This is a genomic window from Agreia pratensis, from assembly GCF_900177685.1.
Lineage (GTDB): Bacteria > Actinomycetota > Actinomycetes > Actinomycetales > Microbacteriaceae > Agreia > Agreia pratensis.
Genome location: NZ_FXAY01000003.1, coordinates 473,971 through 494,712, shown reverse-complemented (window position 1 = coordinate 494,712; position 20,742 = coordinate 473,971). Strand labels below are relative to the sequence as shown.

At 64.3% G+C, this 20,742-nt stretch carries 25 protein-coding genes; 8 read left to right on the top strand and 17 right to left on the bottom strand.

All coding sequences use genetic code 11. The features are described from left to right. Nucleotides 1-36: 36 nt before the first annotated feature. The 3 genes from B9Y86_RS11945 to glgA form a co-directional block, all read right to left on the bottom strand. Nucleotides 37-288 carry a type B 50S ribosomal protein L31 gene (locus B9Y86_RS11945; protein WP_085486215.1) on the bottom strand — a complete coding sequence of 84 codons (252 nt, stop codon included), beginning with the start codon at nucleotides 286-288 and terminating at the stop codon, nucleotides 37-39. Between the two features lie 125 nt (nucleotides 289-413). Further along, nucleotides 414-1,196: an ABC transporter ATP-binding protein gene (locus B9Y86_RS11940; RefSeq protein WP_085486213.1), complete on the bottom strand. Its 783-nt coding sequence runs from the start codon at nucleotides 1,194-1,196 to the stop codon at nucleotides 414-416. Between the two features lie 20 nt (nucleotides 1,197-1,216). Next, the gene (gene glgA, locus B9Y86_RS11935; protein WP_085486211.1) at nucleotides 1,217-2,398 is read right to left on the bottom strand and encodes a glycogen synthase; all 1,182 of its coding nucleotides are present in this window, start codon (nucleotides 2,396-2,398) and stop codon (nucleotides 1,217-1,219) included. 47 nt (nucleotides 2,399-2,445) lie between these two features. Here glgA and B9Y86_RS11930 point away from each other — a divergent pair, with 47 nt between their 5' ends. Together B9Y86_RS11930 and serB are read left to right on the top strand one after the other, a co-directional pair. Beyond that, nucleotides 2,446-3,690 (top strand): glucose-1-phosphate adenylyltransferase, encoded by a 1,245-nt coding sequence (locus B9Y86_RS11930; RefSeq protein WP_085486209.1) that lies wholly within the window; start codon nucleotides 2,446-2,448, stop codon nucleotides 3,688-3,690. After that, a complete protein-coding gene (gene serB, locus B9Y86_RS11925; RefSeq protein ID WP_085486207.1) occupies nucleotides 3,687-4,400 on the top strand; it encodes a phosphoserine phosphatase SerB in 714 nt (237 codons plus the stop codon). The genes B9Y86_RS11930 and serB overlap by 4 nt, the downstream gene beginning before the upstream one ends. Nucleotides 4,401-4,418: 18 nt before the next feature. On the opposite strand, the gene B9Y86_RS11920 is transcribed toward serB, so the two are convergent. Continuing rightward, complete coding sequence (locus B9Y86_RS11920) at nucleotides 4,419-5,129, bottom strand: beta-ketoacyl-ACP reductase (protein ID WP_085486205.1); 711 nt, start codon at nucleotides 5,127-5,129, stop codon at nucleotides 4,419-4,421. A gap of 114 nt (nucleotides 5,130-5,243) precedes the next feature. Between B9Y86_RS11920 and B9Y86_RS11915 the strand changes: the two genes are divergently transcribed. The 3 genes from B9Y86_RS11915 to B9Y86_RS11905 are packed head-to-tail and all read left to right on the top strand — an operon-like array spanning nucleotide 5,244 to nucleotide 6,606. Further along, on the top strand, nucleotides 5,244-5,537 hold the full coding sequence (locus B9Y86_RS11915; protein ID WP_085486203.1) for a DUF3099 domain-containing protein: 294 nt from the start codon (nucleotides 5,244-5,246) through the stop codon (nucleotides 5,535-5,537). After that, nucleotides 5,534-5,761 (top strand): hypothetical protein, encoded by a 228-nt coding sequence (locus B9Y86_RS11910; RefSeq protein WP_085486201.1) that lies wholly within the window; start codon nucleotides 5,534-5,536, stop codon nucleotides 5,759-5,761. Before B9Y86_RS11915 ends, B9Y86_RS11910 begins: the two co-directional genes overlap by 4 nt. After that, the gene (locus tag B9Y86_RS11905) at nucleotides 5,758-6,606 is read left to right on the top strand and encodes an SURF1 family cytochrome oxidase biogenesis protein (protein WP_085486200.1); all 849 of its coding nucleotides are present in this window, start codon (nucleotides 5,758-5,760) and stop codon (nucleotides 6,604-6,606) included. Before B9Y86_RS11910 ends, B9Y86_RS11905 begins: the two co-directional genes overlap by 4 nt. 11 nt (nucleotides 6,607-6,617) lie before the next feature. On the opposite strand, the gene B9Y86_RS11900 is transcribed toward B9Y86_RS11905, so the two are convergent. From B9Y86_RS11900 to B9Y86_RS11875, 6 genes are read right to left on the bottom strand one after another with little or no spacing between them, the layout of a single operon-like run. Continuing rightward, complete coding sequence (locus B9Y86_RS11900; RefSeq protein ID WP_085486198.1) at nucleotides 6,618-6,929, bottom strand: CHY zinc finger protein; 312 nt, start codon at nucleotides 6,927-6,929, stop codon at nucleotides 6,618-6,620. Beyond that, a complete protein-coding gene (locus B9Y86_RS11895) occupies nucleotides 6,926-7,525 on the bottom strand; it encodes an energy-coupling factor transporter transmembrane component T family protein (RefSeq protein ID WP_085486196.1) in 600 nt (199 codons plus the stop codon). Before B9Y86_RS11895 ends, B9Y86_RS11900 begins: the two co-directional genes overlap by 4 nt. Then, nucleotides 7,522-8,214: an energy-coupling factor ABC transporter ATP-binding protein gene (locus tag B9Y86_RS11890; protein WP_085486194.1), complete on the bottom strand. Its 693-nt coding sequence runs from the start codon at nucleotides 8,212-8,214 to the stop codon at nucleotides 7,522-7,524. Before B9Y86_RS11890 ends, B9Y86_RS11895 begins: the two co-directional genes overlap by 4 nt. After that, nucleotides 8,211-9,374, bottom strand: a complete 1,164-nt coding sequence (locus B9Y86_RS11885) for a thiolase family protein (RefSeq protein WP_228515457.1) — start codon at nucleotides 9,372-9,374, stop codon at nucleotides 8,211-8,213. Before B9Y86_RS11885 ends, B9Y86_RS11890 begins: the two co-directional genes overlap by 4 nt. Continuing rightward, on the bottom strand, nucleotides 9,367-10,581 hold the full coding sequence (locus tag B9Y86_RS11880; RefSeq protein WP_244894737.1) for a class I adenylate-forming enzyme family protein: 1,215 nt from the start codon (nucleotides 10,579-10,581) through the stop codon (nucleotides 9,367-9,369). The genes B9Y86_RS11885 and B9Y86_RS11880 overlap by 8 nt, the downstream gene beginning before the upstream one ends. 32 nt (nucleotides 10,582-10,613) lie before the next feature. Next, nucleotides 10,614-11,219, bottom strand: coding sequence for a biotin transporter BioY (locus B9Y86_RS11875; protein WP_085486192.1), 606 nt, complete (start codon nucleotides 11,217-11,219; stop codon nucleotides 10,614-10,616). 74 nt (nucleotides 11,220-11,293) lie between these two features. On the opposite strand from B9Y86_RS11875, the gene B9Y86_RS11870 reads away from it, so the two are divergent. After that, nucleotides 11,294-11,932, top strand: coding sequence for a TetR family transcriptional regulator (locus B9Y86_RS11870; protein ID WP_085486190.1), 639 nt, complete (start codon nucleotides 11,294-11,296; stop codon nucleotides 11,930-11,932). 12 nt (nucleotides 11,933-11,944) lie between these two features. Here the strand turns inward: B9Y86_RS11870 and B9Y86_RS11865 are convergent, their stop codons facing one another. The 6 genes from B9Y86_RS11865 to sufB form a co-directional block, all read right to left on the bottom strand. After that, nucleotides 11,945-13,543 carry an ABC-F family ATP-binding cassette domain-containing protein gene (locus tag B9Y86_RS11865; protein WP_085486188.1) on the bottom strand — a complete coding sequence of 533 codons (1,599 nt, stop codon included), beginning with the start codon at nucleotides 13,541-13,543 and terminating at the stop codon, nucleotides 11,945-11,947. 177 nt (nucleotides 13,544-13,720) lie between these two features. After that, nucleotides 13,721-14,050 (bottom strand): metal-sulfur cluster assembly factor, encoded by a 330-nt coding sequence (locus B9Y86_RS11860; RefSeq protein ID WP_085486186.1) that lies wholly within the window; start codon nucleotides 14,048-14,050, stop codon nucleotides 13,721-13,723. 2 nt (nucleotides 14,051-14,052) lie between these two features. After that, nucleotides 14,053-14,820, bottom strand: coding sequence for a Fe-S cluster assembly ATPase SufC (gene sufC / locus B9Y86_RS11855; RefSeq protein WP_085486184.1), 768 nt, complete (start codon nucleotides 14,818-14,820; stop codon nucleotides 14,053-14,055). 2 nt (nucleotides 14,821-14,822) lie between these two features. Then, nucleotides 14,823-15,152: a non-heme iron oxygenase ferredoxin subunit gene (locus tag B9Y86_RS11850; RefSeq protein ID WP_055781444.1), complete on the bottom strand. Its 330-nt coding sequence runs from the start codon at nucleotides 15,150-15,152 to the stop codon at nucleotides 14,823-14,825. 3 nt (nucleotides 15,153-15,155) lie between these two features. Next, on the bottom strand, nucleotides 15,156-16,358 hold the full coding sequence (gene sufD, locus B9Y86_RS11845; RefSeq protein WP_244894736.1) for a Fe-S cluster assembly protein SufD: 1,203 nt from the start codon (nucleotides 16,356-16,358) through the stop codon (nucleotides 15,156-15,158). Then, nucleotides 16,359-17,777 carry a Fe-S cluster assembly protein SufB gene (sufB, locus tag B9Y86_RS11840; protein ID WP_044443358.1) on the bottom strand — a complete coding sequence of 473 codons (1,419 nt, stop codon included), beginning with the start codon at nucleotides 17,775-17,777 and terminating at the stop codon, nucleotides 16,359-16,361. 303 nt (nucleotides 17,778-18,080) lie between these two features. On the opposite strand from sufB, the gene B9Y86_RS11835 reads away from it, so the two are divergent. Then, nucleotides 18,081-19,028 carry a COX15/CtaA family protein gene (locus B9Y86_RS11835; RefSeq protein WP_085486182.1) on the top strand — a complete coding sequence of 316 codons (948 nt, stop codon included), beginning with the start codon at nucleotides 18,081-18,083 and terminating at the stop codon, nucleotides 19,026-19,028. Nucleotides 19,029-19,101: 73 nt separating this feature from the next. Here the strand turns inward: B9Y86_RS11835 and B9Y86_RS11830 are convergent, their stop codons facing one another. After that, entirely contained in the window at nucleotides 19,102-20,022 is a 921-nt protein-coding gene (locus tag B9Y86_RS11830; protein ID WP_085486180.1) for a heme o synthase, read from the bottom strand. 104 nt (nucleotides 20,023-20,126) lie between these two features. Here B9Y86_RS11830 and B9Y86_RS11825 point away from each other — a divergent pair, with 104 nt between their 5' ends. After that, nucleotides 20,127-20,630 (top strand): heme-degrading domain-containing protein, encoded by a 504-nt coding sequence (locus tag B9Y86_RS11825; RefSeq protein WP_085486178.1) that lies wholly within the window; start codon nucleotides 20,127-20,129, stop codon nucleotides 20,628-20,630. Nucleotides 20,631-20,742 lie beyond the last annotated feature (112 nt).

Here is a 20,742-nt window from a genome sequence, read left to right as displayed (position 1 = left end):
CGCTTCCGGCCCTTTTTCGCTGTGTTTGGCGGTGAGTTACGCGCCGAAACCCTTGTAGCGGGTGTTGAACTTCTCGACGCGTCCGGCCGAGTCCATGATGCGCTGCTTGCCCGTGTAGAACGGGTGCGACTCGGACGAGATCTCGACGTCGATGACCGGGTAGGTGTTTCCGTCTTCCCACTCGATGGTCTTCGAGCTGCCGACCGTGGAACGGGTCAGGAAGGTCGCGCCGGAGGCGAGATCGCGGAAGACAACCGGAGCGTAGTTCGGGTGGATGTCTGTCTTCATGGGGTGTCCTTATGGGTACGAGTGATGCGAAAAAGTCTGTTTGACCTGGCACGCGCGCGGCACAATGCAGCGGCGACCCGACCAGCGGTCAACTCTATCAGAAAAGTGCGACGTCGGCAGGGAGGTCAGGCGGCCCGTGCCGAGTAACGGCCGTCGATCTCTGTGAGGGTGATCGGCAAGCCGAAGGTGGCCTCCAGGTTGCTTTCGGTGAGAACCTCCGCCAGAGGGCCCGCCGCGACGATGCGCCCGCCCGAGACGAGCAGCGCGCTGGTGAAGCCGCGGGGAATCTCTTCGACATGGTGCGTGACCATGACGATGGCGGGCGACTCCGAAGAACTCGCGTATCCGCCGAGCAATTGCAGTAGTTCTTCGCGCGCCCCCAGGTCGAGGCTCGCTGCCGGCTCATCGAGGAGGAGGAGCTCGGGATCGGTCATGACGGAGCGCGCGATCTGTACGCGCTTCTGCTCTCCATCGCTCAGCGAGCCGAAGAGTCGGTTCTCGAGGTGGTCGAGCTTCCACTCCGCGAGAACTCGGTGTGCGCGTCGGAGATCGACGTCCTCGTAGTCCTCGTTCCACCGGCCAGTCACGGAGTAGGCGGCGGTCAGAACGACGTTGAGGACGGTCTCGTCGGCAGGAAAGCGACGCGCCATGGCGCTCGACGCGAACCCGACGCGGGGGCGCAATTCGAATACATCGACCTGGCCGAGCTTTCCGTCGAGCACGGTGGCGACGCCGCTCGAGGGATGGCTCATCGCTGCTGCGATCTGAAGGAGTGTCGTCTTGCCCGCGCCATTCGGACCGAGGATGACCCAGCGTTCATCGCCATCCACCGTCCAGTCCAGGTTCGAAAGAATGGGATTCGTGTCTCGCACGACGGACACATCGGACAGCTGGAGTACCACGGGCATGCACCTAGCTTAACCGGTCATCAGAGGAGCGAGCGGTAGATCCGTTCCGTCTCGACGGCGATTTGGGCCCAGCTGAACGTGCTCTCGGCGCGCATCCTGCCTGCGCGGCCCATCGACCGCGCCCATTCGGGGTCATCGAGCACTCGGGTGAGAGCTGCGGCGAGATCCGCCACGAATCGATCGGGGTCGACAGGGGTGCCGGTGCCGTCTTGCAATTGATCGATGTGCACGAGAACTCCGGTGACTCCGTCGTCGACCACCTCGGGAATTCCTCCGGTGGCTGTTCCGACGACTGGCAGACCGCACGCCATGGCCTCGAGATTCACGATGCCCAGTGGCTCGTACACGGAGGGGCATACGAAGACCGTCGCACTCGACAGCACCACCGATAGTGTGCGCGTGTCGAGGAGTCTGTCGATCCAGACGATGCCTGATCGCGTCTTCTGCAGCTCACGCACACCGCCGGCGACCTCCTCGAGGATCTCGGGGGTGTCTGGCGCACCGGCGCACAGCACCACCTGCACGTCGGGAGACAGCTTCTCGATCGCGCGGAGGAGGTAGGGCAGCCCCTTCTGACGGGTGATGCGACCGACGAACACGACCGTGGGGCGATCGGCGTCGATGCCCAACTCGGCGAGTACATCGTCGTCTCTCTCGGGGTGCCATTTGTCGAGGTCGATGCCGTTGTAGACGACGCTCACGCGCTCGGGATCGAGCGAGGGGTAGCTGCGCAGAATGTCGCGGCGCATTCCATGGCTGACGGCGATGACGGCGTCGGCACTCTCGAACGATGTCTTCTCGATCCAGCTCGATAGACGGTATCCCCCGCCGAGTTGCTCGGCTTTCCACGGCCGGAGCGGCTCGAGGGAATGGGCCGTCACAACGTGCGGGATGCCGTGCAGTCGCGCTGCGATCTGGCCCGCCGCGTTCGCGTACCAGGTGTGCGAATGCACGACGTCGGCGCCGGCGACATCGTTGGCGATCTCGAGATCGGTGCCGAGTGTCTTGAGGGCGGGATTCGCATCGGAGAGTTCGGCCGGCGTCGAATACGAGAAGACGCCGGGTTCGTCGCGCGGCGCGCCGAATGCCCTGACAACCACGTCGATGCTGCCGCGCAGCGCCTTGACCAGTTCGGCGACATGCACCCCCGCTCCGCCATAGACCTCGGGTGGATACTCTCGGGATATTACGTCTACTCGCACAGCTATGAACGTAGTACAGTCCTCCGCCGAGGCTCTACTGTTAGTGCATGGCAGCATCGAAGAAGATTTTTGGCATCGTCCTCGCCGGCGGAGAGGGTAAGCGTCTTATGCCGCTTACCGCGGACCGGGCAAAGCCCGGCGTTCCCTTTGGCGGCAGCTATCGGCTCATCGACTTCGCTCTGTCGAACCTGGTGAACTCCGGACTGCGACAGATCGTGGTGCTCACGCAGTACAAGTCGCACAGCCTCGACCGGCACGTGTCGCAGACGTGGCGACTGCCCATGATGCTCGACTCTTATGTCGCCTCTGTTCCGGCCCAGCAGCGCCTGGGAAAGCGCTGGTTCGCAGGCTCGGCTGACGCCATCCTGCAGAGCCTCAACCTGATCGGCGACGAGCGACCCGACATCGTGGTGGTGGTCGGCGCCGACCACGTCTACCGCATGGACTTCGAGCAGATGGTCGCCGCGCACATCGAGTCGGGCCTGGGCGCCACGGTCGCCGCGATCCGCCAGCCCATCGAGCTCTCAGACCAGTTCGGCGTCATCCAGACCTCAGACGACGATCCGACGAAGATCTCGGAGTTCCTCGAGAAGCCCACCAACGCCAAGGGTCTCCTCGACTCCCCCGGCGAGGTGCTCGCGTCGATGGGCAACTACGTCTTCGATGCGGACATGCTCATCGAGGCCGTCATCCGCGATGGTGAGAAGCCCGACTCGAGCCACGACATGGGCGGCGACATCATCCCCGACTTCGTCGAGCGCGGTCTGGCCGGCGTGTACGACCTTCAGCGCAACGAGGTACCCGGCGCCACGGACCGTGACCGCTACTACTGGCGCGATGTGGGAACGATCGACTCGTTCTACGACGCTCACCAGGACCTGATCTCGGCGCTGCCGATCTTCAACCTCTACAACCGTGAGTGGCCGATCTTCACACAGCAGCTCAACTCGCCACCCGCCAAATTCGTTCGGGATGCGAAGGGCAACACCGGAACCACTCTCGGATCGCTCGTCTCGCTCGGCTGCCTCATCTCTGGCGCACGGGTCGAGGGCAGCGTCGTCGGCCCGTGGTCGACGATTGAATCCGAGGCTTTGGTTCAGGATTCTGTGCTGTTCGATCGCGTGCACATCGAGCCGGGCGCCATCGTCAAGCGGGCTATTCTGGACAAGAACGTGGTCGTTGCAGCCGGTGCCCAGGTGGGAACGGACGCGGCGCGAGATCGAGAGCGCGGATTCACCGTGACCGACTCGGGCATCACGGTCGTCGGAAAGGGAATCCGCGTAGAGCCATGAGTCTGACTTCGGAGGCAGTTCAGTACAGCCCGGGCCGCCAACCGATAGATTCACGGATCTCTTCGCAGGATGCTTCTCGATTCCTCGTCGTCCTCGACGTCGATTCCACGCTCATCGAGAACGAGGTGATCGAACTGCTCGCGCAGGCTGCGGGCAGCTTCGCCGAGGTGGCGGAGATCACGGAGCGCGCCATGAGTGGCGAACTCGACTTCGAGCAGAGTCTGCGTTCCCGCGTGGCCACGCTCCAGGGTCTCGACGTAGCGCTACTTTCCGAGATCGCCGAGCAGATCAGGCTCACCCGAGGTGCGCAGGAGATGATCGATGTTCTGCACGCCAACGACAGCGTGGTGGGGGTCGTGTCCGGCGGATTCCATGAATTGCTCGACGGCCTGGCAGCGGAGATCGGTCTCGATTTCTGGAGGGCGAACAGGCTCGCCGTTCGTGACGGAAAGCTGACCGGTGCCGTCGACGGCCCTGTCATCGACGCCGCAGCCAAAGCCTCCGCGCTGAACGAGTGGGCGTCCGGCTACGGGGTTCCACGATCACGCACGGTGGCGGTCGGCGACGGCGCCAATGACCTTCAGATGATGAAGGCCGCGGGGCTCTCCATCGCCTTCGACGCGCGGCCGGTTGTTCGCCGTTCGGCGAACGTCGCTATCAGCGACCGCGATCTCAGCCAGATTCTGCCGGCCCTGGGCCTGCGAGGCTGACCTCGAGTCAGCCGGCGATCAGTGGCCCATTCCGAGGCCGCCGTCCACCGGGATCACCGCACCCGAGATGTAGCCCGCGTCATCCGAGGCGAGCCACGCGACGACCCGGGCCACCTCGGTGGGCGTTGCAAAGCGGCCAGCCGGGATCGACTTGAGGTACTCCGCTTGGGTGGCCTCGGGAAGCGCCGCCGTCATATCGGTCTCGATGAAACCCGGGGCGACCACGTTGGCCGTGATTCCTCGGGATCCGAGCTCTCGAGTGATCGATCGAGCGATTCCGACCAGGCCGGCCTTCGAGGCGGCGTAGTTGACCTGGCCTGGCGAGCCGTAGAGGCCGACGACGCTCGAGATCAGGATGATTCGACCGAAACGCGCCTTGAGCATGCCCTTCGACGCGCGCTTGATGACGCGGAATGAGCCAGAGAGATTGGTGTCGATGACCGAGGTGAAGTCGTCTTCGGTCATCCGAAGCAGAAGAGTGTCCTTCGTGACGCCAGCGTTCGCGACGAGTACTTCGATCGGTCCGAGCGCGGCCTCGACCTCGGTGAAGGCGCGGTCTATCGATGCGGAGTCCGTCACATCTGCGATGACCGTGAGGCTTCCCTCCGGACCCTCGCCCGAGCGAGCCGTCACGGCGACTCGGTGCCCCTGGGTGATGAATTCCTCGGCGAGGGAGTAGCCGATTCCTCGGTTTCCGCCGGTGATGAGTACGGTGCGAGCTGTCGTCATTAGCGAGTCCTTAGATACGGGGCGCGGATCACTGGCCCGTACCAGCATAAGAGGTGCGCACGCGGCGTAGGCTTAGTGCAGCCTTCCGGCCAACGAACCCGAGCAGACGAGCGCATGAAACAGCAGTCGATCACCGATCTCCCGCCTTCGCCGGGCGATGAGCGCCGAACGCGCATGATCAAGTACGGCATCGCCATGACCATTCGAATCGTCTGCATCGTTCTGATGCTGTTCCTGCACGGCTGGTGGCTGATCCTTCCGGCGATCGGTGCCATCGTTCTCCCCTACTTCGCCGTTGTCCTGGCCAATGTCGGCTCCCCCACGAAGTCCGTCGTGAACCGTCCGGGCGGTGTCGTCGCCATTCCGGGAGCCCGGCCTCCCCGTGATTTCGGCGGTCGCCCGGAATGATCGGTCTCGGACTCGAGCCTGCGGGCTCGGAGTGTTCGCGCGCGGGCTGCCGTGCGGCATCCGACTGGCGGATCGAATGGCGCAACCCGAAGATCCACGATGAGACGAGGCGCAAGATCTGGCTGGCATGCGACGAGCATGTCTCGTTCCTGCGTGAATTCCTCGCCGCTCGCGAGTTTCCGCTCGAGGTCATAGCCGAGGCGGATGCGCGGGGTACGGCGTGAGCACCGGCTGGCGGTTCCTGCTGAGTTCGCGCTGGGGTGGATACCTCGCGCTGACGGTGGTGTTCGCCCTTGTCTGCGTACTGCTCGGATGCTGGCAACTGGCGAGGAGGGCAGACGCGCTCGCTGAGAACAACCGCGTGGCCGCCAACTACGATGCTGTTCCCCGGCCCGTGGCCGATGTGCTCGACGGACTCGATTCCTTCGACGAGTCGCAGAAGTGGGTGACCGTCTCCCTCACGGGCTCCTATCTCGAGTCGGAGCAATTGCTGGTGCGTAACCGCCCGTCAGGCGGCCAACCCGGATTCGAGCTTCTCGTGCCGTTTCGACTCGACGACGGATCGGTCTTCGTCGTCGACAGAGGCTGGCTCCCTACGGGCCAGGAGCAGGACAAGCCGGACGACATCCCTTCCGCCCCTCAGGGAGAGGTCACCGTGGTCGCGCGGCTGAAGGCGAGCGAGCCGAAGCTCGAGGGAAGATCGGCTGCTGCTGGCGAGATCCCATCCGTCGATCTTCCGACGATCGCGGAGCAACTCGACCTGCCGACCTATACGGGAGCATACGGCGACCTGGCCAGCGAGACGCCCTCTGCCGAGACCGGCCAACTCGAGACGCGTCCCCCGGAGGACGAAGGCCCCCACCTGTCGTACGCCTTCCAGTGGTTCGTCTTCGCGCTGCTCGGATTCCTCGGCCTCGGGTACGCGGCACGTCAGGAGTACCGCTCCTTGAACGCCGACGACCCGGAGGAGAAGGAGCGTGCCGCCGAGCGCGAACGCCGCCGCAAAGCCAAGGCGAAGAGCGACAACGACATCGAAGACGAGCTGATCGACCGGTCGGCCACACGCTGAACCTGGTCGAGCTACATCTCGAAATAGAGGTGTGCGTGCAGACCGCAGCGCTCGTTGAACGGCGCTCCACAGCGCGGGCACCGAGTTGTCGCGAGGTAGTCGCTGATGGTGAGTTCGGTCGAGCACACCCCGCAGAGAACGGCGTTGGTGTCTCGTTCTCGAATCGGCCATTGCTCGGCAGGGTGGTTCTCTGCTTCTTCATGGCAGAGATGGCACGGATAGTATCGGCCGCAGCAGACGAACTTGATGGCGATCACGTCCTTTGGCGTTCGGTAATGCACGCACCGTGTTTCGTCGTCGACAGTCTGGCCCCAGACCTTCATTGTTCGATTCCCCTCGAACTGACCGCATCGGCGAGGTCGTCGGCGTGCTTCAGCGACATGATGAGAAGCGGAACAGCGAAACTCACCCGGTGGGCAGGAATGCCGCGGGCTCGTTGGGCATCACGCACTGTTGCGGCGAAGCCGGCGATCACGGGAATAGAGGTGATGCTGAGCGCGAGCAGCAGCGCAACGCTCTCGGGGCGTATTCCGACTCGGCGCAGCGGCGAGGCCGCGCGTTCCGCCGCATCGAGAAGATCGGGGATGCGCGTCGTCATCGTGAACAGGGCCGCAAGAGCGAGGATCAGCACCACGCGCGCCGTGTTGGTGACGGCGTCGAGGGCGGGAAGAAAGAGCAACTGGGGTACGAGCATAAAGATGACGACCCATCTGACCGAGAGAACCTGACTCGCAAGAGCCCGCACTCCCAGCCCCGCCAACGCGTAGCCCGTCATGACGAACGTCGACGCCGAGACGACCTCCAAGAGATGCGTGGTCGTTGCCGCGATAAGGAGAGACAGTCCGATGAAGCCGATCAGCTTGAGTCCCGGTGGCAGCCGGTGAAGGATGCTCGTGCCCGACCTGTAGACGCTTATCACGCGTGGTTCCTCTCATAGTCGGCGATGACGGTGTGGGGATCTCCCTGTCTGAAGAGACGGCCCTGATCGAACCAGAGCACGACATCGCAGCGCCGTGCGAGGCGAAGGTCGTGCGTGACCAGGACCAGTTGTTGAGGCATGTGGTCGAGGAGGTGATTGCTGATCCGCCGAGTGTTCGCGGCATCCAGTAGGGCGGTGGGCTCGTCGGCGACGATGAGCTCAGGCTCGCCCACGAGAACCGAGCTCATGGCCAGGAGTTGCTTCTGGCCACCAGACAGGCTGTGCGCGGGAGAGTCCTCATGGCCGGAGAGACCGTAGGTGTCGATCATGCGTGACACCCGTTCGTCGACCTCCGTTCGCGACAACCCTCGTCCCCGAAGCGTGAACGCGATGTCTTCGGCGACCGTGGGCATGACGATCTGGCTGTCGGGATTGCTGAAGATGAATCCCACCCGACGCCTCAGCAGTCGCCCCTGACGGACGGGGTCGATTCCGTGCACACGCACCTCGCCGCGGCTCGCGGAGGCCAAGCCGTTGAGCAGGCGCGCGAAGGTCGACTTGCCTGATCCGTTGGATCCTATGACGGCGATACGTTTCTGATCGAGGAGGACCGAAACGTCGTCGAGGGCGGTTCGGTTGTCGAAGTCGACGGAGACGGCGCGGAACGAGATGAGGCGATCGGCGTTCATCTGACGACCTCGAAGATCGCCGCAACGCCCATTCCGCCGCCGATGGCCGCGGTCGCGAGGCCCACTGTTCCGGCGGGTGCATCGCTCCGAACGAGTCGAGAGAAGAGCCGAACGACGCTGACGGCTCCGGAGGCGCCCCAGGGGTGCCCGAGTGCCAAGGCTCCCCCGTCGGCACACACGCGCGGATCGATCCGATGATGGTCGGCGAGCCCCAAGGATTCGAGTACCGCGAGCGTCTGGGCCGAGAAGGCTTCGACGATCTCGATGGCCGCGATCCGGGCCAGTTCGATATTCGCAATGCGAAGCGCATCGCGCACCGCGGCCACGGGGCCGATGCCGGGAAGAGCCGGATCGCATCCGACCGTCGATGCCGCGACCAGAGCCAGCCCGGGCGCGCCCTGCCGAGCCGAGGAGGGTACCATCGCGACCGCGGCCGCCCCATCGCAGATTCGGCAGGAGTTGCCGGCGGTCACGGTACCGGGGGTGCCAGCGGATTGCTCGGAGAAGAGGGGAACGAATCTCGGGAGAAGCCGTTCCATGTTTTCGCGAGGTCCGTCGTCGTGTGCAATCCCGCCCACGGAGACGATCTCGTCGTCGAACATCTTTCGATCCTGCGCAGCGAGCGCGCGTCGATGGCTTCGTGAGGCAAAGTCGTCCTGTTGCGCCCTGCCGATGCCGAATGTCTGCGCCAGAGCCTCGGCCGCGGGTCCCATTTCGGGATCGGGGAACCCGCTCGGAGCAAACGGGGCTCGGGTGTACGGCGTGCCCGCACGCAGCCGAATCGGCGCCGTCGAGGCGCTCTCGACTCCGCCCGCAACGCGCATTCGATCATCTCCAGCCCTGATGGCCTCGCCCGCCGTGATGATGGCGGAGAGACCGCTGCCGCACTGACGATCGATAGACATTCCGGGGACGCTCGGGTCGAGGCCGGCTGCCAGAGCGGCGACCCTGCCGAGGTTGCCGCCTGGGCCCATGCAGTTGCCCAAGACGACGTCGCCGATATCCGTGCGCCGCCCCAGTGCAGCCTCGGCATCGACGACACACTGGTGCACGACCGGGCCGGCCAGCTGCTCCGCGCCGAGCCGGGAGAGGCCACCTCCTCGCACCGTGATCGGGGTGCGCCGAGCAGCGACGACGACGGGGAGTTCGAGATCAGTCAAGGCGCTGAGTCTTCTTGTCGAGAGCATCACGTCGGATCAGCGATCGGGCAGCCTTGCCCGTACTCGTGCGAGGGATGTGTTCCGTGCAGAACCACTGTCGCGGAATATGAGTGAGTGGAAGGCGAGCAGCAGCCTGCTCGCGGAGCTGTGCTGCCGACGGGCGCGATCCGCTCGGCGAGATCTGAACGAGCGCAGCGACAAGGGCTCCGGTTATCTGATTGGGAAGTCCGAACACCACGGCCTCGTCGACTCCAGCGATGCCGCGCAACGCCTCCTCGACCTCGTGCGGAATGACCGTTGCGGAACTGGTGAGAATGGCGTCATCGACGCGGCCTCGAAGCCTCAGTCGTCCAGAGGAATCCGTGTCGGCACGATCTCCGACGGTGCCCCAGCCCTCTCCATCGACACGCAAGGGTCCTTGTTCGTCGCCCAGATAGCCGGATGCCAGAAAGGCGGATCTCACCCACAGTTCTCCACCCGCAATGCGAGTCTGCACTCCGGGGAACGGGCGCAGGCCGTGCCCGTCGTCATCGATCGCCACGAACGACAACTCGGCCGCGCCGTAATACCCGATCACCCGGATGCCGAGGGTCGCGCATCGTCTTCTCACTGCGTGATCGAGATGGTCACCGCCGACAAGCGCAACTCGAATAGTGTGCGTCGCGCCGCCCTCGATCATGTCCGCGATCGCGCGCAACGACTGCGGAGTCGCATGCACGACCGTGGCGCGCGTGAGATGGTCGGTCGACGGCGCCTGCCGAGAGGGAAGAAGGATGCTTGCGCCCACGGATCGTGCGTGGGCGACCGAGAAGAGTGTCAGCGAAGAGGCCAGCGGTGCGGGGACGTAGACCACGTCGTCGGGGGTGAGCTCAAGGAGTGCCGTGACGGCCGCGAAGGATTCGCTCCACGACGCCGCCGACCGCAGAATCACTCGGGGCGCGCCGCTGCTTCCCGAGCTGAAAGTCGCCCACGCCGTCGTACTCCCGACGTCCTTCGCCTTCGCGTGCGAGCTGACCGCTGCCCAGTACTCGGCGCTCCAGCGGCTGTCGCCCACGAGGGGCACCCCGCCCGCTTCACGCACGGCGACGAGGGCCACGAGCGCATCCGTCGCGTTGCCATCGAGTATCGGGTAGATGCCGCCTACTGGCGGGTGGTTCTCGGCCGTGAATCTGCTCAATCGCTCGTTCAGCTCGGAAGGGCCGATCACGCCCCCATCATGGACGATCGACCCGGGGTCCGTCACGCAGCCACATCCGTACGAACAGGTTGCCGCTGGGTGAGTCTGCGGCTGAATGCCCGCGGATACGCACGCCACAGCGTAAGAGTGATGGCGGTTGCGAGCACGGCCTTGACGACGTCGCCCGGAAGAAAGACGGTGCTCGTCAGCGCTGTCTCGGCGAGAGGAAGCCGCGTCACCAGAGCCTGTAGCGGAATTCCGAAGGCGTAGACCACAAGGATGCCGCCCGTGATGCAGGCGGCTGCCGTGCGCCACCAGTGGGGCCTCCCCGAGCCGGCGAAGGCGATGATGCCGATGACGAAGACCCCGAAAATCCAGCCGATCAAATAGCCCGCCGATGGGCCCACGAACACGCCCGCGCCGCCCCGACCGCCCGACAGAAGAGGAAGCCCAACCAGAACCAACGCCTCGAACGTGAGCACTGCGGCTGCGCCGCGCCAGGGTCCGAGGATGGTTCCGGCCAGCATTACTCCGAGCGTCTGCAGCGTGATGGGAACGGCTCCCCCGAAGACAGGGAGCGCCCCAGGAAGACCCAGAACCGCGATGAGGGCGGCGAAAGCCGCCACTCGCGTCGTGTCACGTACATCCCACGCCGATTGCTTGAACATATCCCGCCTTCACTGCCGTCCTGAACACTGTTCACCTGAACACCGTTCATGTTAGCTGTTACGATGAAGGAACGATGACCACAGATGCCAGCCCTCCAGCAAGATCACAGCGACACTCGCGGGGCGACGTCGTCGAGGCCGCCCTCGCGATTCTCGACGAGCACGGTCTGCCTGATCTGACGATGCGACGGCTGGCATCGACCTTGGCGGTGCAGCCGAGCGCTCTGTATTGGCACTTCGAGAACAAGCAGACCTTGCTCGCGGCGGTATCAGACCGAATCGTGCATGGCGCGCGCGCCAGAGACCACGGCGAATCCGACTGGGCCTCTGCCGTGCGCTTCGAAGCCGAAGTCCTGCGAGACGCTCTGTTGTCGTTCAGAGACGGAGCCGAGGTCGTGCTGAGCTCGCAAGCGCTCGGTCTCGGGGCAGGCGAGGCCCTCACCAGACTCACCGCGGCGATCCACCTGGGCGACTTCGACGAACGCGTCGAACGAGCCGCGGCTGGGGCTTTTCTGCATTTCCTGCTCGGCCATGTCTCTCACGAGCAGCAGAGACTTCAAGCCGACAGTCTGGGTGTCGTCACCGCCCGGCACGAGGCGAAGCCGTCAGATGCCGAGTCCCGATCGCGTCACGAACGCGACTCGTTCGAATTCGGAGTGTCTCTGCTCATCGCAGGACTCACCGTGCAGAGCGAAGCAATCCGTCAGCGGTAGACCACGCGGTGATCACGCCAACGAGATGAGGTCGGCGTAGTCCTTGTTCCAGTGATCTTCGACCCCGTCGGGCAGGATGAGCACGCGCTCCGGGTTGAGCGCCTCGACGGCACCCTCGTCGTGACTGACCAGCACAACGGCGCCCTCGTAGTGAGCAAGGGCATCGAGAATCTCTTCTCGGCTCGCCGGGTCGAGGTTGTTCGTGGGCTCGTCGAGCAGCAGCACGTTGGCACCCGATACCACGATCATCGCCAGAGCGAGTCGCGTCTTCTCTCCGCCCGAGAGAACGCCCGCGGGCTTGTGCGAGTCATCGCCGGTGAAGAGGAACGAGCCGAGCACGCGGCGCGCCTCCATCTCGGTGATGTTCGGCGACGACGACACCATGTTCTCGAGCACGCTGCGCTTCACATCGATTGTCTCGTGCTCCTGCGCGTAGTAGCCGATGCGGAGCCCGTGACCCGGTTCGATCTGTCCGGTGTCGGGCTTGTCTGCCCCGCCCAGAATGCGGAGGAGGGTCGTCTTGCCGGCGCCGTTGAGGCCGAGGATGACGACCTTCGACCCACGGTCGATCGCGAGGTCGACCGCCGCGAAGATCTCGAGTGATCCGTAACTCTTCGAGAGATTGGATGCCATGAGCGGGGTTCTCCCGCACGGCGCGGGGGTCGGGAAGCGCAGCTTTGCAACGCGGTCGACGGCGCGTACCTCTTCGAGGCCGGACAGCATCTTCTCTGCGCGGGCCACCATCTGATGGGCGGCTGCAGCCTTCGAGGCCTTGGCGCCGAACTTCGCTGCCTGGAGCTGCAGCACCGACGCCTTCTTCTCGACGTTGACGCGCTCCTTTTTGCGGCGCTCCTCATCGGCCGCGCGCTGGCGCAGGTAGTTCTTCCAGTTCATGTTGTAGACGTCGATGACCTGGCGGTTGGCGTCGAGGTAGAAGACGCGGTTCACGGTCTCGCCGACCAGCTCGATGTCATGACTGATCACGATGAAGCCGCCGGAGTACCCCTTGAGGAACTCGCGCAGCCAGACGACGCTGTCGGCATCGAGGTGGTTCGTGGGCTCATCGAGGATCAGCGTGCGCGCGTCGGAGAACAGGATGCGGGCGAGTTCGATGCGCCGACGCTGACCACCCGAGAGAGTCGAGAGCGGCTGGTCGAGGATACGGTCGGGCAGGTTGAGGTTCGACGCGATCGACGCGGCCTCCGCCTCGGCGGCGTAGCCACCGAGCGCGAGGAAGCGATCGGTGAGATTGCCGTACTTCGTCATGCCCTGGGCGCTGATCTTGGGGTCTGAGCTTCCCATGTCGGCGGTCGCCTGCTGCATGCCGAGTACGAGCTGCCCGAGCCCACGGGCGTCGAGTATGCGCGTGCGGGCCAGATCTTCGGGGTTGCCCGACCTCGGGTCCTGAGGAAGGTAGCCGATCTCGCCATTGCGCTCGACCTTGCCGCCATTCGACAGCTGCTCCCCCGCCAAGACCTTCGTGAGCGTCGTCTTTCCTGCTCCGTTGCGGCCGACGAGGCCGATCTTGTCGCCATCGGCGACCCGGAACGAGACGTCTTGCATGAGTACCCGTGCGCCGACCCGTAGCTCGAGGTCTTGAACATTCAGCACAGGCACAATCCATTTCTTCTCATACGCTCTCGCGCTGAGTGCTTGGGGGGAAGAACTTCAGTATAAAACTCGGGACGCCCCGAATCACGAAGCACAGACGAAGGCCCCGATCCGATATCGATACGGTCGGGGCCTGGGTCGCTCACATCATCGGAGGCTGCAGGAGGAGGAGAGCGACTACATCGAGAAGCCGAGGGCGCGCATCATCTCGCGGCCGTCGTCGGTGATCTTGTCCGGCCCCCACGGCGGCATCCAGACCCAGTTGATGCGGAACTGCTCGACGGTGCCGTCGAGCGCCTGGGCGGTCTCCTCCTCGATCACATCGGTGAGGGGGCATCCGGCGCTGGTGAGGGTCATGCTGATGAGCAACGCGTCGTTCTCGTCGTCCCAGGCGAGATCGTAGATCAATCCGAGGTCGACGATGTTGACGCCGAGCTCCGGGTCCATCACGTCTTTCAGCTTGTCTTCGATCTCGTCGAAGCGCTGCGGGCTGAGTGTCGAGGCCATGACTACGAGCCGACGTTCACGTTCGAGAGGAAGCGGTCGTAGCCCTCGTTCTCGAGGCGCACGGCGAGCTCCGGTCCGCCCTGCTCGACGACCTTGCCCGCGACGAAGACGTGCACGAAGTCGGGCTGGATGTACTTGAGGATGCGGTTGTAGTGCGTGATGAGCAGGATGCCGAGGCCGGTGTTCGCTTTGGCGCGGTTGACGCCCTCGGACACGATCTTCAGCGCGTCGACGTCGAGACCGGAGTCGGTTTCATCGAGGACGGCGAACTTCGGCTTCAGCAGTTCGAGTTGGAGGATCTCGTTGCGCTTCTTCTCGCCGCCCGAGAATCCCTCGTTGACGTTGCGCTCACGGAACGACTTGTCCATGCGCAGCTGCGACATCGAGGAGTCGAGGTCTTTGATCCATCCGCGAATGGGCGGAGCAGCGCCGTCGATGGCGGTCTTCGCCGTGCGAAGGAAGTTCGACACGCTCACGCCGGGGATCTCGACGGGATACTGCATCGCGAGGAAGAGTCCCGCGCGAGCACGCTCGTCGACGGTCATGGTGAGAACTTCTTCTCCATCGAGCTTCACGGAGCCGCTCTCGACCGTGTACTTGGGGTGTCCGGCGATGGCGTAGGCGAGGGTGGACTTGCCGGAGCCGTTCGGGCCCATGATCGCGTGGGTCTCGCCTTCGCCGATCGACAGATCGACACCCTTCAGGATCTGCTTGGTTCCCTGTTCGGTCTCCACGCTCACGTGGAGATCGCGGATCTCAAGATTCGACATGGCTACACAATCTCTTTCGTTTTGGTCGGGTCGATGTAGACGTCGCCATCCACGATGGTGAGTTCATACACCGGAACCGGCTCGTAGGCCGGGAGGGTGAGGGGCTTTCCTGAGGCGAGCGAGAACTTGGAGCCGTGGGCCCAGCATTCAAGCGTCTCGCCATCGACGAAGCCTTCGGCAAGCGAGATATCGCCGTGGGTGCACGTGTCGCCGATGGCGTGGCACTCTCCGGCCGAGTCCATGACGAGGGCGATGGCCACGTTGTCGATGACGACGCGGACCGCTTCGTTCGGGGTCAGGTCGGATACGTTGCAGATGAGTTCGGCGGCCACGGCTCAGATTCCCTGCGCGCGTGTCAGCTCGGCTTCGATGGCAGCCGACAGTTCGGACTCCACCTGCTCGGAGCCGATCTGGGCGACGATCTCGGCGAGGAAGCCGCGCACGACGAGGCGGCGAGCCTCGTCTTCGGGGATGCCTCGGGACTGAAGGTAGAACAGCTGCTCGTCGTCGAAGCGGCCCGTCGACGATGCGTGTCCGGCACCCTGGATGTCGCCGGTCTCGATCTCGAGGTTCGGAATGGAATCCGCACGGGGTCCCTCGGAGAGCACCAGGTTGCGGTTCTCCTCGTAGCTGTCTGTGCCGGTCGCGTGCGGTCCGATCAGCACATCGCCCACCCACACTGAGCGGGCGGTGGCGCCCTGGAGGGCGCCCTTGTACTTGACGCGGCTCTTGGTCTGAGCCGCGACGTGGTCGATGTAGACGCGCTGTTCGAGGTGCTGGCCGGCGTCGGCGAAGTAGGCGCCGAACGCGCTGCCGTCTGCTCCGGTCTCGACGAGGTGGATCGACGGGTTGACCCGCACGACTCCCCCGCCGAGGCTGATGACGATGTGCCGCAGCCGCGCGTCACGCCCGACGCGGGCGAAGTGGCTGGCGAGGTGATTGCTCTCGTCGGTCCACTCCTGAACGGTGACGACCGTGAGCTGTGCCTGCTCGCCGACGACGATCTCCACGTTCTCGGAGAGCTGCGCGTCGCCGGAATTGCTGAGGATGACGAGGCCCTGGCTGAAGGGCGCCGCCGTGATCACGGTGTGCGCTGCCCTGGGCGTCTGCCCGAGCTCAGAGCGGATCACGCGATATTCGTGCAGTTCTTCGCCCGAGACATCGATGGCGAGAGCCTTCTCGAAAGACGACCATGCGTTCGCGCTGGCACGCTCTTCGGGCGCGCCGGCCGTGCCGATTCGCGCATCCGATCGGTCGACCCAGCTGGCGGTGACGCCGGGGACGCCCTCGGGAAGAACGGTGGCGGGTGCCGAACCGTCGAGTTCACCCTCGGTGAGAGCGGTGACACGGGCGATCGGCGTGAGCTTCCACTCGAGCTCGAATCCGGTGACCTTCTCGAAGTCGTCGACGGATGTAGACGTGAAGCGCTCGGCCCGTGACTGCACGGGAACGTAGGCGTCGCCGCCGTCGGAGTGCGCCTTCATGCCGTGTTGATCGGTCTCGATGAGTCCGGTGTTCGCTGTTGGTGCTGCGGACATCTAGCCGACACTGCCTTCCATGCCCATCTCGATGAGCTTGTTGAGTTCGAGTGCGTACTCCATCGGGAGTTCGCGGGCGATCGGCTCGATGAAGCCGCGCACGATCATGGCCATCGCCTCGTCTTCGGGCAGCCCGCGGCTCATCAGGTAGAAGAGCTGCTCCTCGCTGACACGCGAGACGGTGGCCTCGTGGCCGAGCTGCACATCGTCGACGCGGATGTCGATGGCCGGGTAGGTGTCGGAGCGCGACTGGGTATCGACCAGGAGAGCATCGCAGCGCACCGTGTTCGCGGAGTGATGCGCGTTCTCAGCCATGCGGACCTCGCCGCGGTAGCCCGCGCGGCCTCCGCCTCGAGCGATGGACTTCGACACGATCGACGACTGCGTGTACGGCGCCATGTGGATCATCTTGGCGCCCGCGTCCTGGTGCTGGCCGGGGCCGGCAAAGGCGACGGAGAGCGTCTCGCCCTTGGCGTGCTCGCCGACCAGGTAGATCGACGGGTACTTCATGGTGACCTTCGAACCGATGTTGCCGTCGATCCACTCCATGGTGGCTCCCTCGTGGGCGATGGCACGCTTGGTCACGAGGTTGTAGACGTTGTTCGACCAGTTCTGGATCGTCGTGTAGCGAACGCGGGCGTTCTTCTTCACGATGATCTCCACGACGGCGGAGTGCAGCGAGTCGGACTTGTAGATCGGGGCGGTGCAGCCCTCGATGTAGTGGACGTAGCTGCCCTCGTCGGCGATGATCAACGTGCGCTCGAACTGGCCCATGTTCTCGGTGTTGATGCGGAAGTAGGCCTGCAGCGGGATCTCGACATGCACGTTCTTGGGCACGTAGACGAACGATCCGCCCGACCAGACGGCCGTGTTCAGCGCGGCGAACTTGTTGTCGCCAGCAGGGATCACCGTGCCGAAGTACTCGGTGAAGAACTCGGGGTGCTCGCGCAGTGCCGTGTCGGTGTCCATGAAGATGACGCCCTGGGCCTCGAGGTCTTCGCGGATGGTGTGGTAGACGACCTCGGACTCGTACTGAGCGGCGACGCCCGAGACGAGTCGCTGACGCTCGGCCTCGGGGATGCCGAGGCGCTCGTAGGTGTTCTTGATGTCGTCGGGCAGGTCGTCCCAGGTGGTCGCCTGCTTCTCGGTCGACCGCACGAAGTACTTGATGTTGTCGAAGTCGATCCCGGAGAGGTCCGCTCCCCAGGTGGGCATCGGCTTGCGCTCGAAGAGCTGGAGCCCCTTGAGACGGTTCTTCAGCATCCATTCGGGTTCGCTCTTGAGGGCGGAGATGCCCTTGACGACGTCGGCATCGACCCCGCGTTTCGCGACGGCACCCGCCGCATCGGAGTCGGACCAACCGAATTCGTAAACCCCCAGGTTTTCGAGTTCCGGACGGTCGATTAGTACGTCAGACATGACTTTCTCCCTTCCTCGTTGATCTCAACCCGCGGTCAGCGGCAGGCATTCCAGACCGGGGCATTTATGTGATTCGGCACCGATCACCGAAATGATTGCCTGATCACGTTCTCGTGGGGAGAACACCCGTACTTAGAATGTACTGAGGTCTGGGGGCGTGAGCCCCGCCCGACGCTGGGCGATATGCGCAAAACGCGTTCGAACGCGGATTTCTACAACTTTCAGATTCTACAGGCAATGCCTGCCAGAAAGTAGATAGCTGACCTTTTCGCCGACAAGTCTTGACAAGGAACTCTCCCGCTCGTGAAGCGACTCATCGCACTCCTGCCCACCTCCGTCAGCCGTCCGGTGCGGATTCTGGCCTGGCTCTCGCTCGTATTCCAGGTGATACTCATCGGCACAGGTGGAGCGGTTCGACTGACCGGGTCGGGGCTTGGATGCCCCACATGGCCGCGGTGCACCGACACGTCGTTTGTCTCGACGCCCGAGATGGGTATCCACGGGGTCATCGAGTTCGCGAACCGCATGCTCACGTTCGTACTCGCTCTGATCGTGGTCGCGGTATTCGCCGCCGTCGTGCGCTACTGGACGGAGCGCAGAGACCTCTTCGTGCTGACGCTGCTGCAGGGTCTGTCGATTCCGCTGCAAGCCGTCATCGGCGGCATCACCGTTCTGACCGGACTCAATCCCTACATCGTCGGGGTGCACTTCGTGATCTCGATCCTGCTCGTGATCAATGCGACGATCCTCGTCTACCGCGTGTACCGAGGGCCGCGTGGAGCTCGACGCATCGCGCCCCTCTGGTATCTGATCGTCGCTCACACCGCATCGCTGTTCGTGGCCATCACGGTTGTCATCGGCATCCTGACAACCGGGTCCGGCCCGCACGCGGGCGACGAGAAGACGCCCCGCAACGGCCTCGACGCCGAATTGCTTCAGCACTTCCACAGCTGGCCGGCCTACGTACTGCTGGGCCTCACCCTGGTGCTCGTTGCGGCCGCATGGGCGCTGAAGCTCGACGTTCGGCGCTGGGCGCTCGCTCTGCTCTTGATCGAAGCCGTGCAGGTCGTCGTCGGCTTGACCCAGGCGCGGCTTGGTCTGCCCCCGCTCCTGGTCGGAATCCACATGGTGCTCGCAGGACTGCTCGTCGCAGCGATGACGGCTGTTGTGCTCTCACTGCGTTCGTCGGCGAATGCCCCCGAGGCCGTGGATGACCCGTGGGAACTCAGCTCTGCGGGTCAGCGCCTGTAGGTCGCCCGATCCCTCTTCGCTGGTCGAGTACGCCGCCCGCGGCTGGCTTCGTCTCTCTCAGAGAGCGAGACGTTTAGAACGGGAGCAGCGGATCGATGGCGACCGCGAGGAAGACGAGCGTGAGGTAGCTGATCGACGCGTGGAAGACACGCATCGGCTTGACCTCGTGCCCGTGGATGGCGCGGTTGTAGAGACGGTGCGTCTCATAGATGAACCAGGCGCCCGAAGCGAGTGCGACGACGCTGTAGACGATTCCCATCGGGGCCACCGGGATCAGGAGCAGCGAACAGGCCACCGTGGCCCACGCGTACAGGATCGTCTGGAGTCCGACGACGGCGCGACCGCGCACCACGGCGAGCATAGGCACGTTGGCCGCCTTGTACTCGTCGCGGTATTTCATCGACAGAGGCCAGTAGTGCGGCGGCGTCCACAGGAACACGACGCCGAAGAGGATGAAGGGGGTCCAGCTGAGCGAGTGCGTGACGGCCGCCCATCCGATGAGCACCGGCATGCACCCGGCGATGCCGCCCCAGACGATGTTCTGCGACGTGCGGCGCTTCAGCCAGACCGTGTAGAGGAACACGTAGAGCAGGATCGCGACGAGAGACAGTGCCGCAGCGAGGAAGTTGGCGAAGATGGCCAGCCAGACGATGGATGCCACGCCGATGACCCACGCGAAGACGAGGGCTTCGCGGTCTGTGAGTTCGCCGGTGACGAGTGGACGCCCCTGTGTGCGCTTCATGACGCGGTCGATATCGCGGTCGATGTAGCAGTTGAACGCGCCAGCGCTTCCGGCGCTCAGGGCGCCGCCGACCAGGGTGGCGACGACGAGCCAGAGATCCGGAATCCCGTTCTGCGCCAGGATCATCACCGGAGCCGTCGTCACGAGAAGGAGCTCGATCACCCGGGGCTTCGTCAATGCGACGTAGGCCTTGGCTTTCGCCGACAGGCTGATATGCCGCTTTTCGATGCGGCCCTCTACAGCGACGTTCATTGCTCCTCAGACTGTTGCCGGGCCCCGCGCGGGGCGCGCGCGATCCCGAACCAGTCTAGGCGATCGGTACTCGTCGATCGCCCGGAGCAGATACCGTGACACTCATGTCCGCACGCGAACCCGCCACTCCAGAAGAATTCGCGGCCCTTGCCGCGCGCATCGAAGACGAGGTGGCTGAGCTGCAACTCGATGCTTTCGGGCCACCGGATGCCCTGCGGCTGGGTCTTATTCTGGTGCGACGAGGGACCGAAGGATCGTTTCCGATCGCCATCGACATTCGCCGAGGAGAGCAGATTCTGTTCCACGCGGCTTTGGAGGGTGCGCAGGCCGACAATGACGTCTGGATAGCCCGAAAAGCGCGCTCGGTGGAGCGCTACGGGATTCCGTCGCTTCTGCTCGGCACTCGTCCGAAGATCGCAGGTAAGCGCATCGAGAACGAAGGATGGTTCGACCAGATGTCGTATGCGGCACACGGAGGCGGATTCCCTGTGTCGGTCAAAGGTGTCGGGATGGTCGCCGTGGTGACCGTCTCGGGCCTTCCCCAGATCGACGATCACAACCTGGTAGTGGCAGGGTTACGCGAGTTTGTCGAGGAGGAGTCACGCTGAGCGCGTGATTCCCTATACTTGTAGCGGCGACACAGCAGTCGGTGTTTCCTGCGTGTCTTTCTAGCGGAGAAGCCATGTCCACAGTGCCCAAGACGTACCGTGCACTGGTTGT

Coding starts and splice junctions, on each gene's coding strand:
- B9Y86_RS11940 (WP_085486213.1), bottom strand. CDS start 1,196: ATGCCCGTGGTACTCCAGCTGTCCGATGTGTCCGTCGTGCGAGACACG.
- B9Y86_RS11870 (WP_085486190.1), top strand. CDS start 11,294: ATGACCACAGATGCCAGCCCTCCAGCAAGATCACAGCGACACTCGCGG.
- B9Y86_RS11875 (WP_085486192.1), bottom strand. CDS start 11,219: ATGTTCAAGCAATCGGCGTGGGATGTACGTGACACGACGCGAGTGGCG.
- B9Y86_RS11830 (WP_085486180.1), bottom strand. CDS start 20,022: ATGAACGTCGCTGTAGAGGGCCGCATCGAAAAGCGGCATATCAGCCTG.
- B9Y86_RS11945 (WP_085486215.1), bottom strand. CDS start 288: ATGAAGACAGACATCCACCCGAACTACGCTCCGGTTGTCTTCCGCGAT.
- serB (WP_085486207.1), top strand. CDS start 3,687: ATGAGTCTGACTTCGGAGGCAGTTCAGTACAGCCCGGGCCGCCAACCG.
- B9Y86_RS11900 (WP_085486198.1), bottom strand. CDS start 6,929: ATGAAGGTCTGGGGCCAGACTGTCGACGACGAAACACGGTGCGTGCAT.
- B9Y86_RS11920 (WP_085486205.1), bottom strand. CDS start 5,129: ATGACGACAGCTCGCACCGTACTCATCACCGGCGGAAACCGAGGAATC.
- sufC (WP_085486184.1), bottom strand. CDS start 14,820: ATGTCGAATCTTGAGATCCGCGATCTCCACGTGAGCGTGGAGACCGAA.
- B9Y86_RS11930 (WP_085486209.1), top strand. CDS start 2,446: ATGGCAGCATCGAAGAAGATTTTTGGCATCGTCCTCGCCGGCGGAGAG.
- B9Y86_RS11860 (WP_085486186.1), bottom strand. CDS start 14,050: ATGGCCTCGACACTCAGCCCGCAGCGCTTCGACGAGATCGAAGACAAG.
- B9Y86_RS11915 (WP_085486203.1), top strand. CDS start 5,244: ATGAAACAGCAGTCGATCACCGATCTCCCGCCTTCGCCGGGCGATGAG.
- B9Y86_RS11825 (WP_085486178.1), top strand. CDS start 20,127: ATGTCCGCACGCGAACCCGCCACTCCAGAAGAATTCGCGGCCCTTGCC.
- sufB (WP_044443358.1), bottom strand. CDS start 17,777: ATGTCTGACGTACTAATCGACCGTCCGGAACTCGAAAACCTGGGGGTT.
- B9Y86_RS11890 (WP_085486194.1), bottom strand. CDS start 8,214: ATGAACGCCGATCGCCTCATCTCGTTCCGCGCCGTCTCCGTCGACTTC.
- sufD (WP_244894736.1), bottom strand. CDS start 16,358: ATGTCCGCAGCACCAACAGCGAACACCGGACTCATCGAGACCGATCAA.
- B9Y86_RS11910 (WP_085486201.1), top strand. CDS start 5,534: ATGATCGGTCTCGGACTCGAGCCTGCGGGCTCGGAGTGTTCGCGCGCG.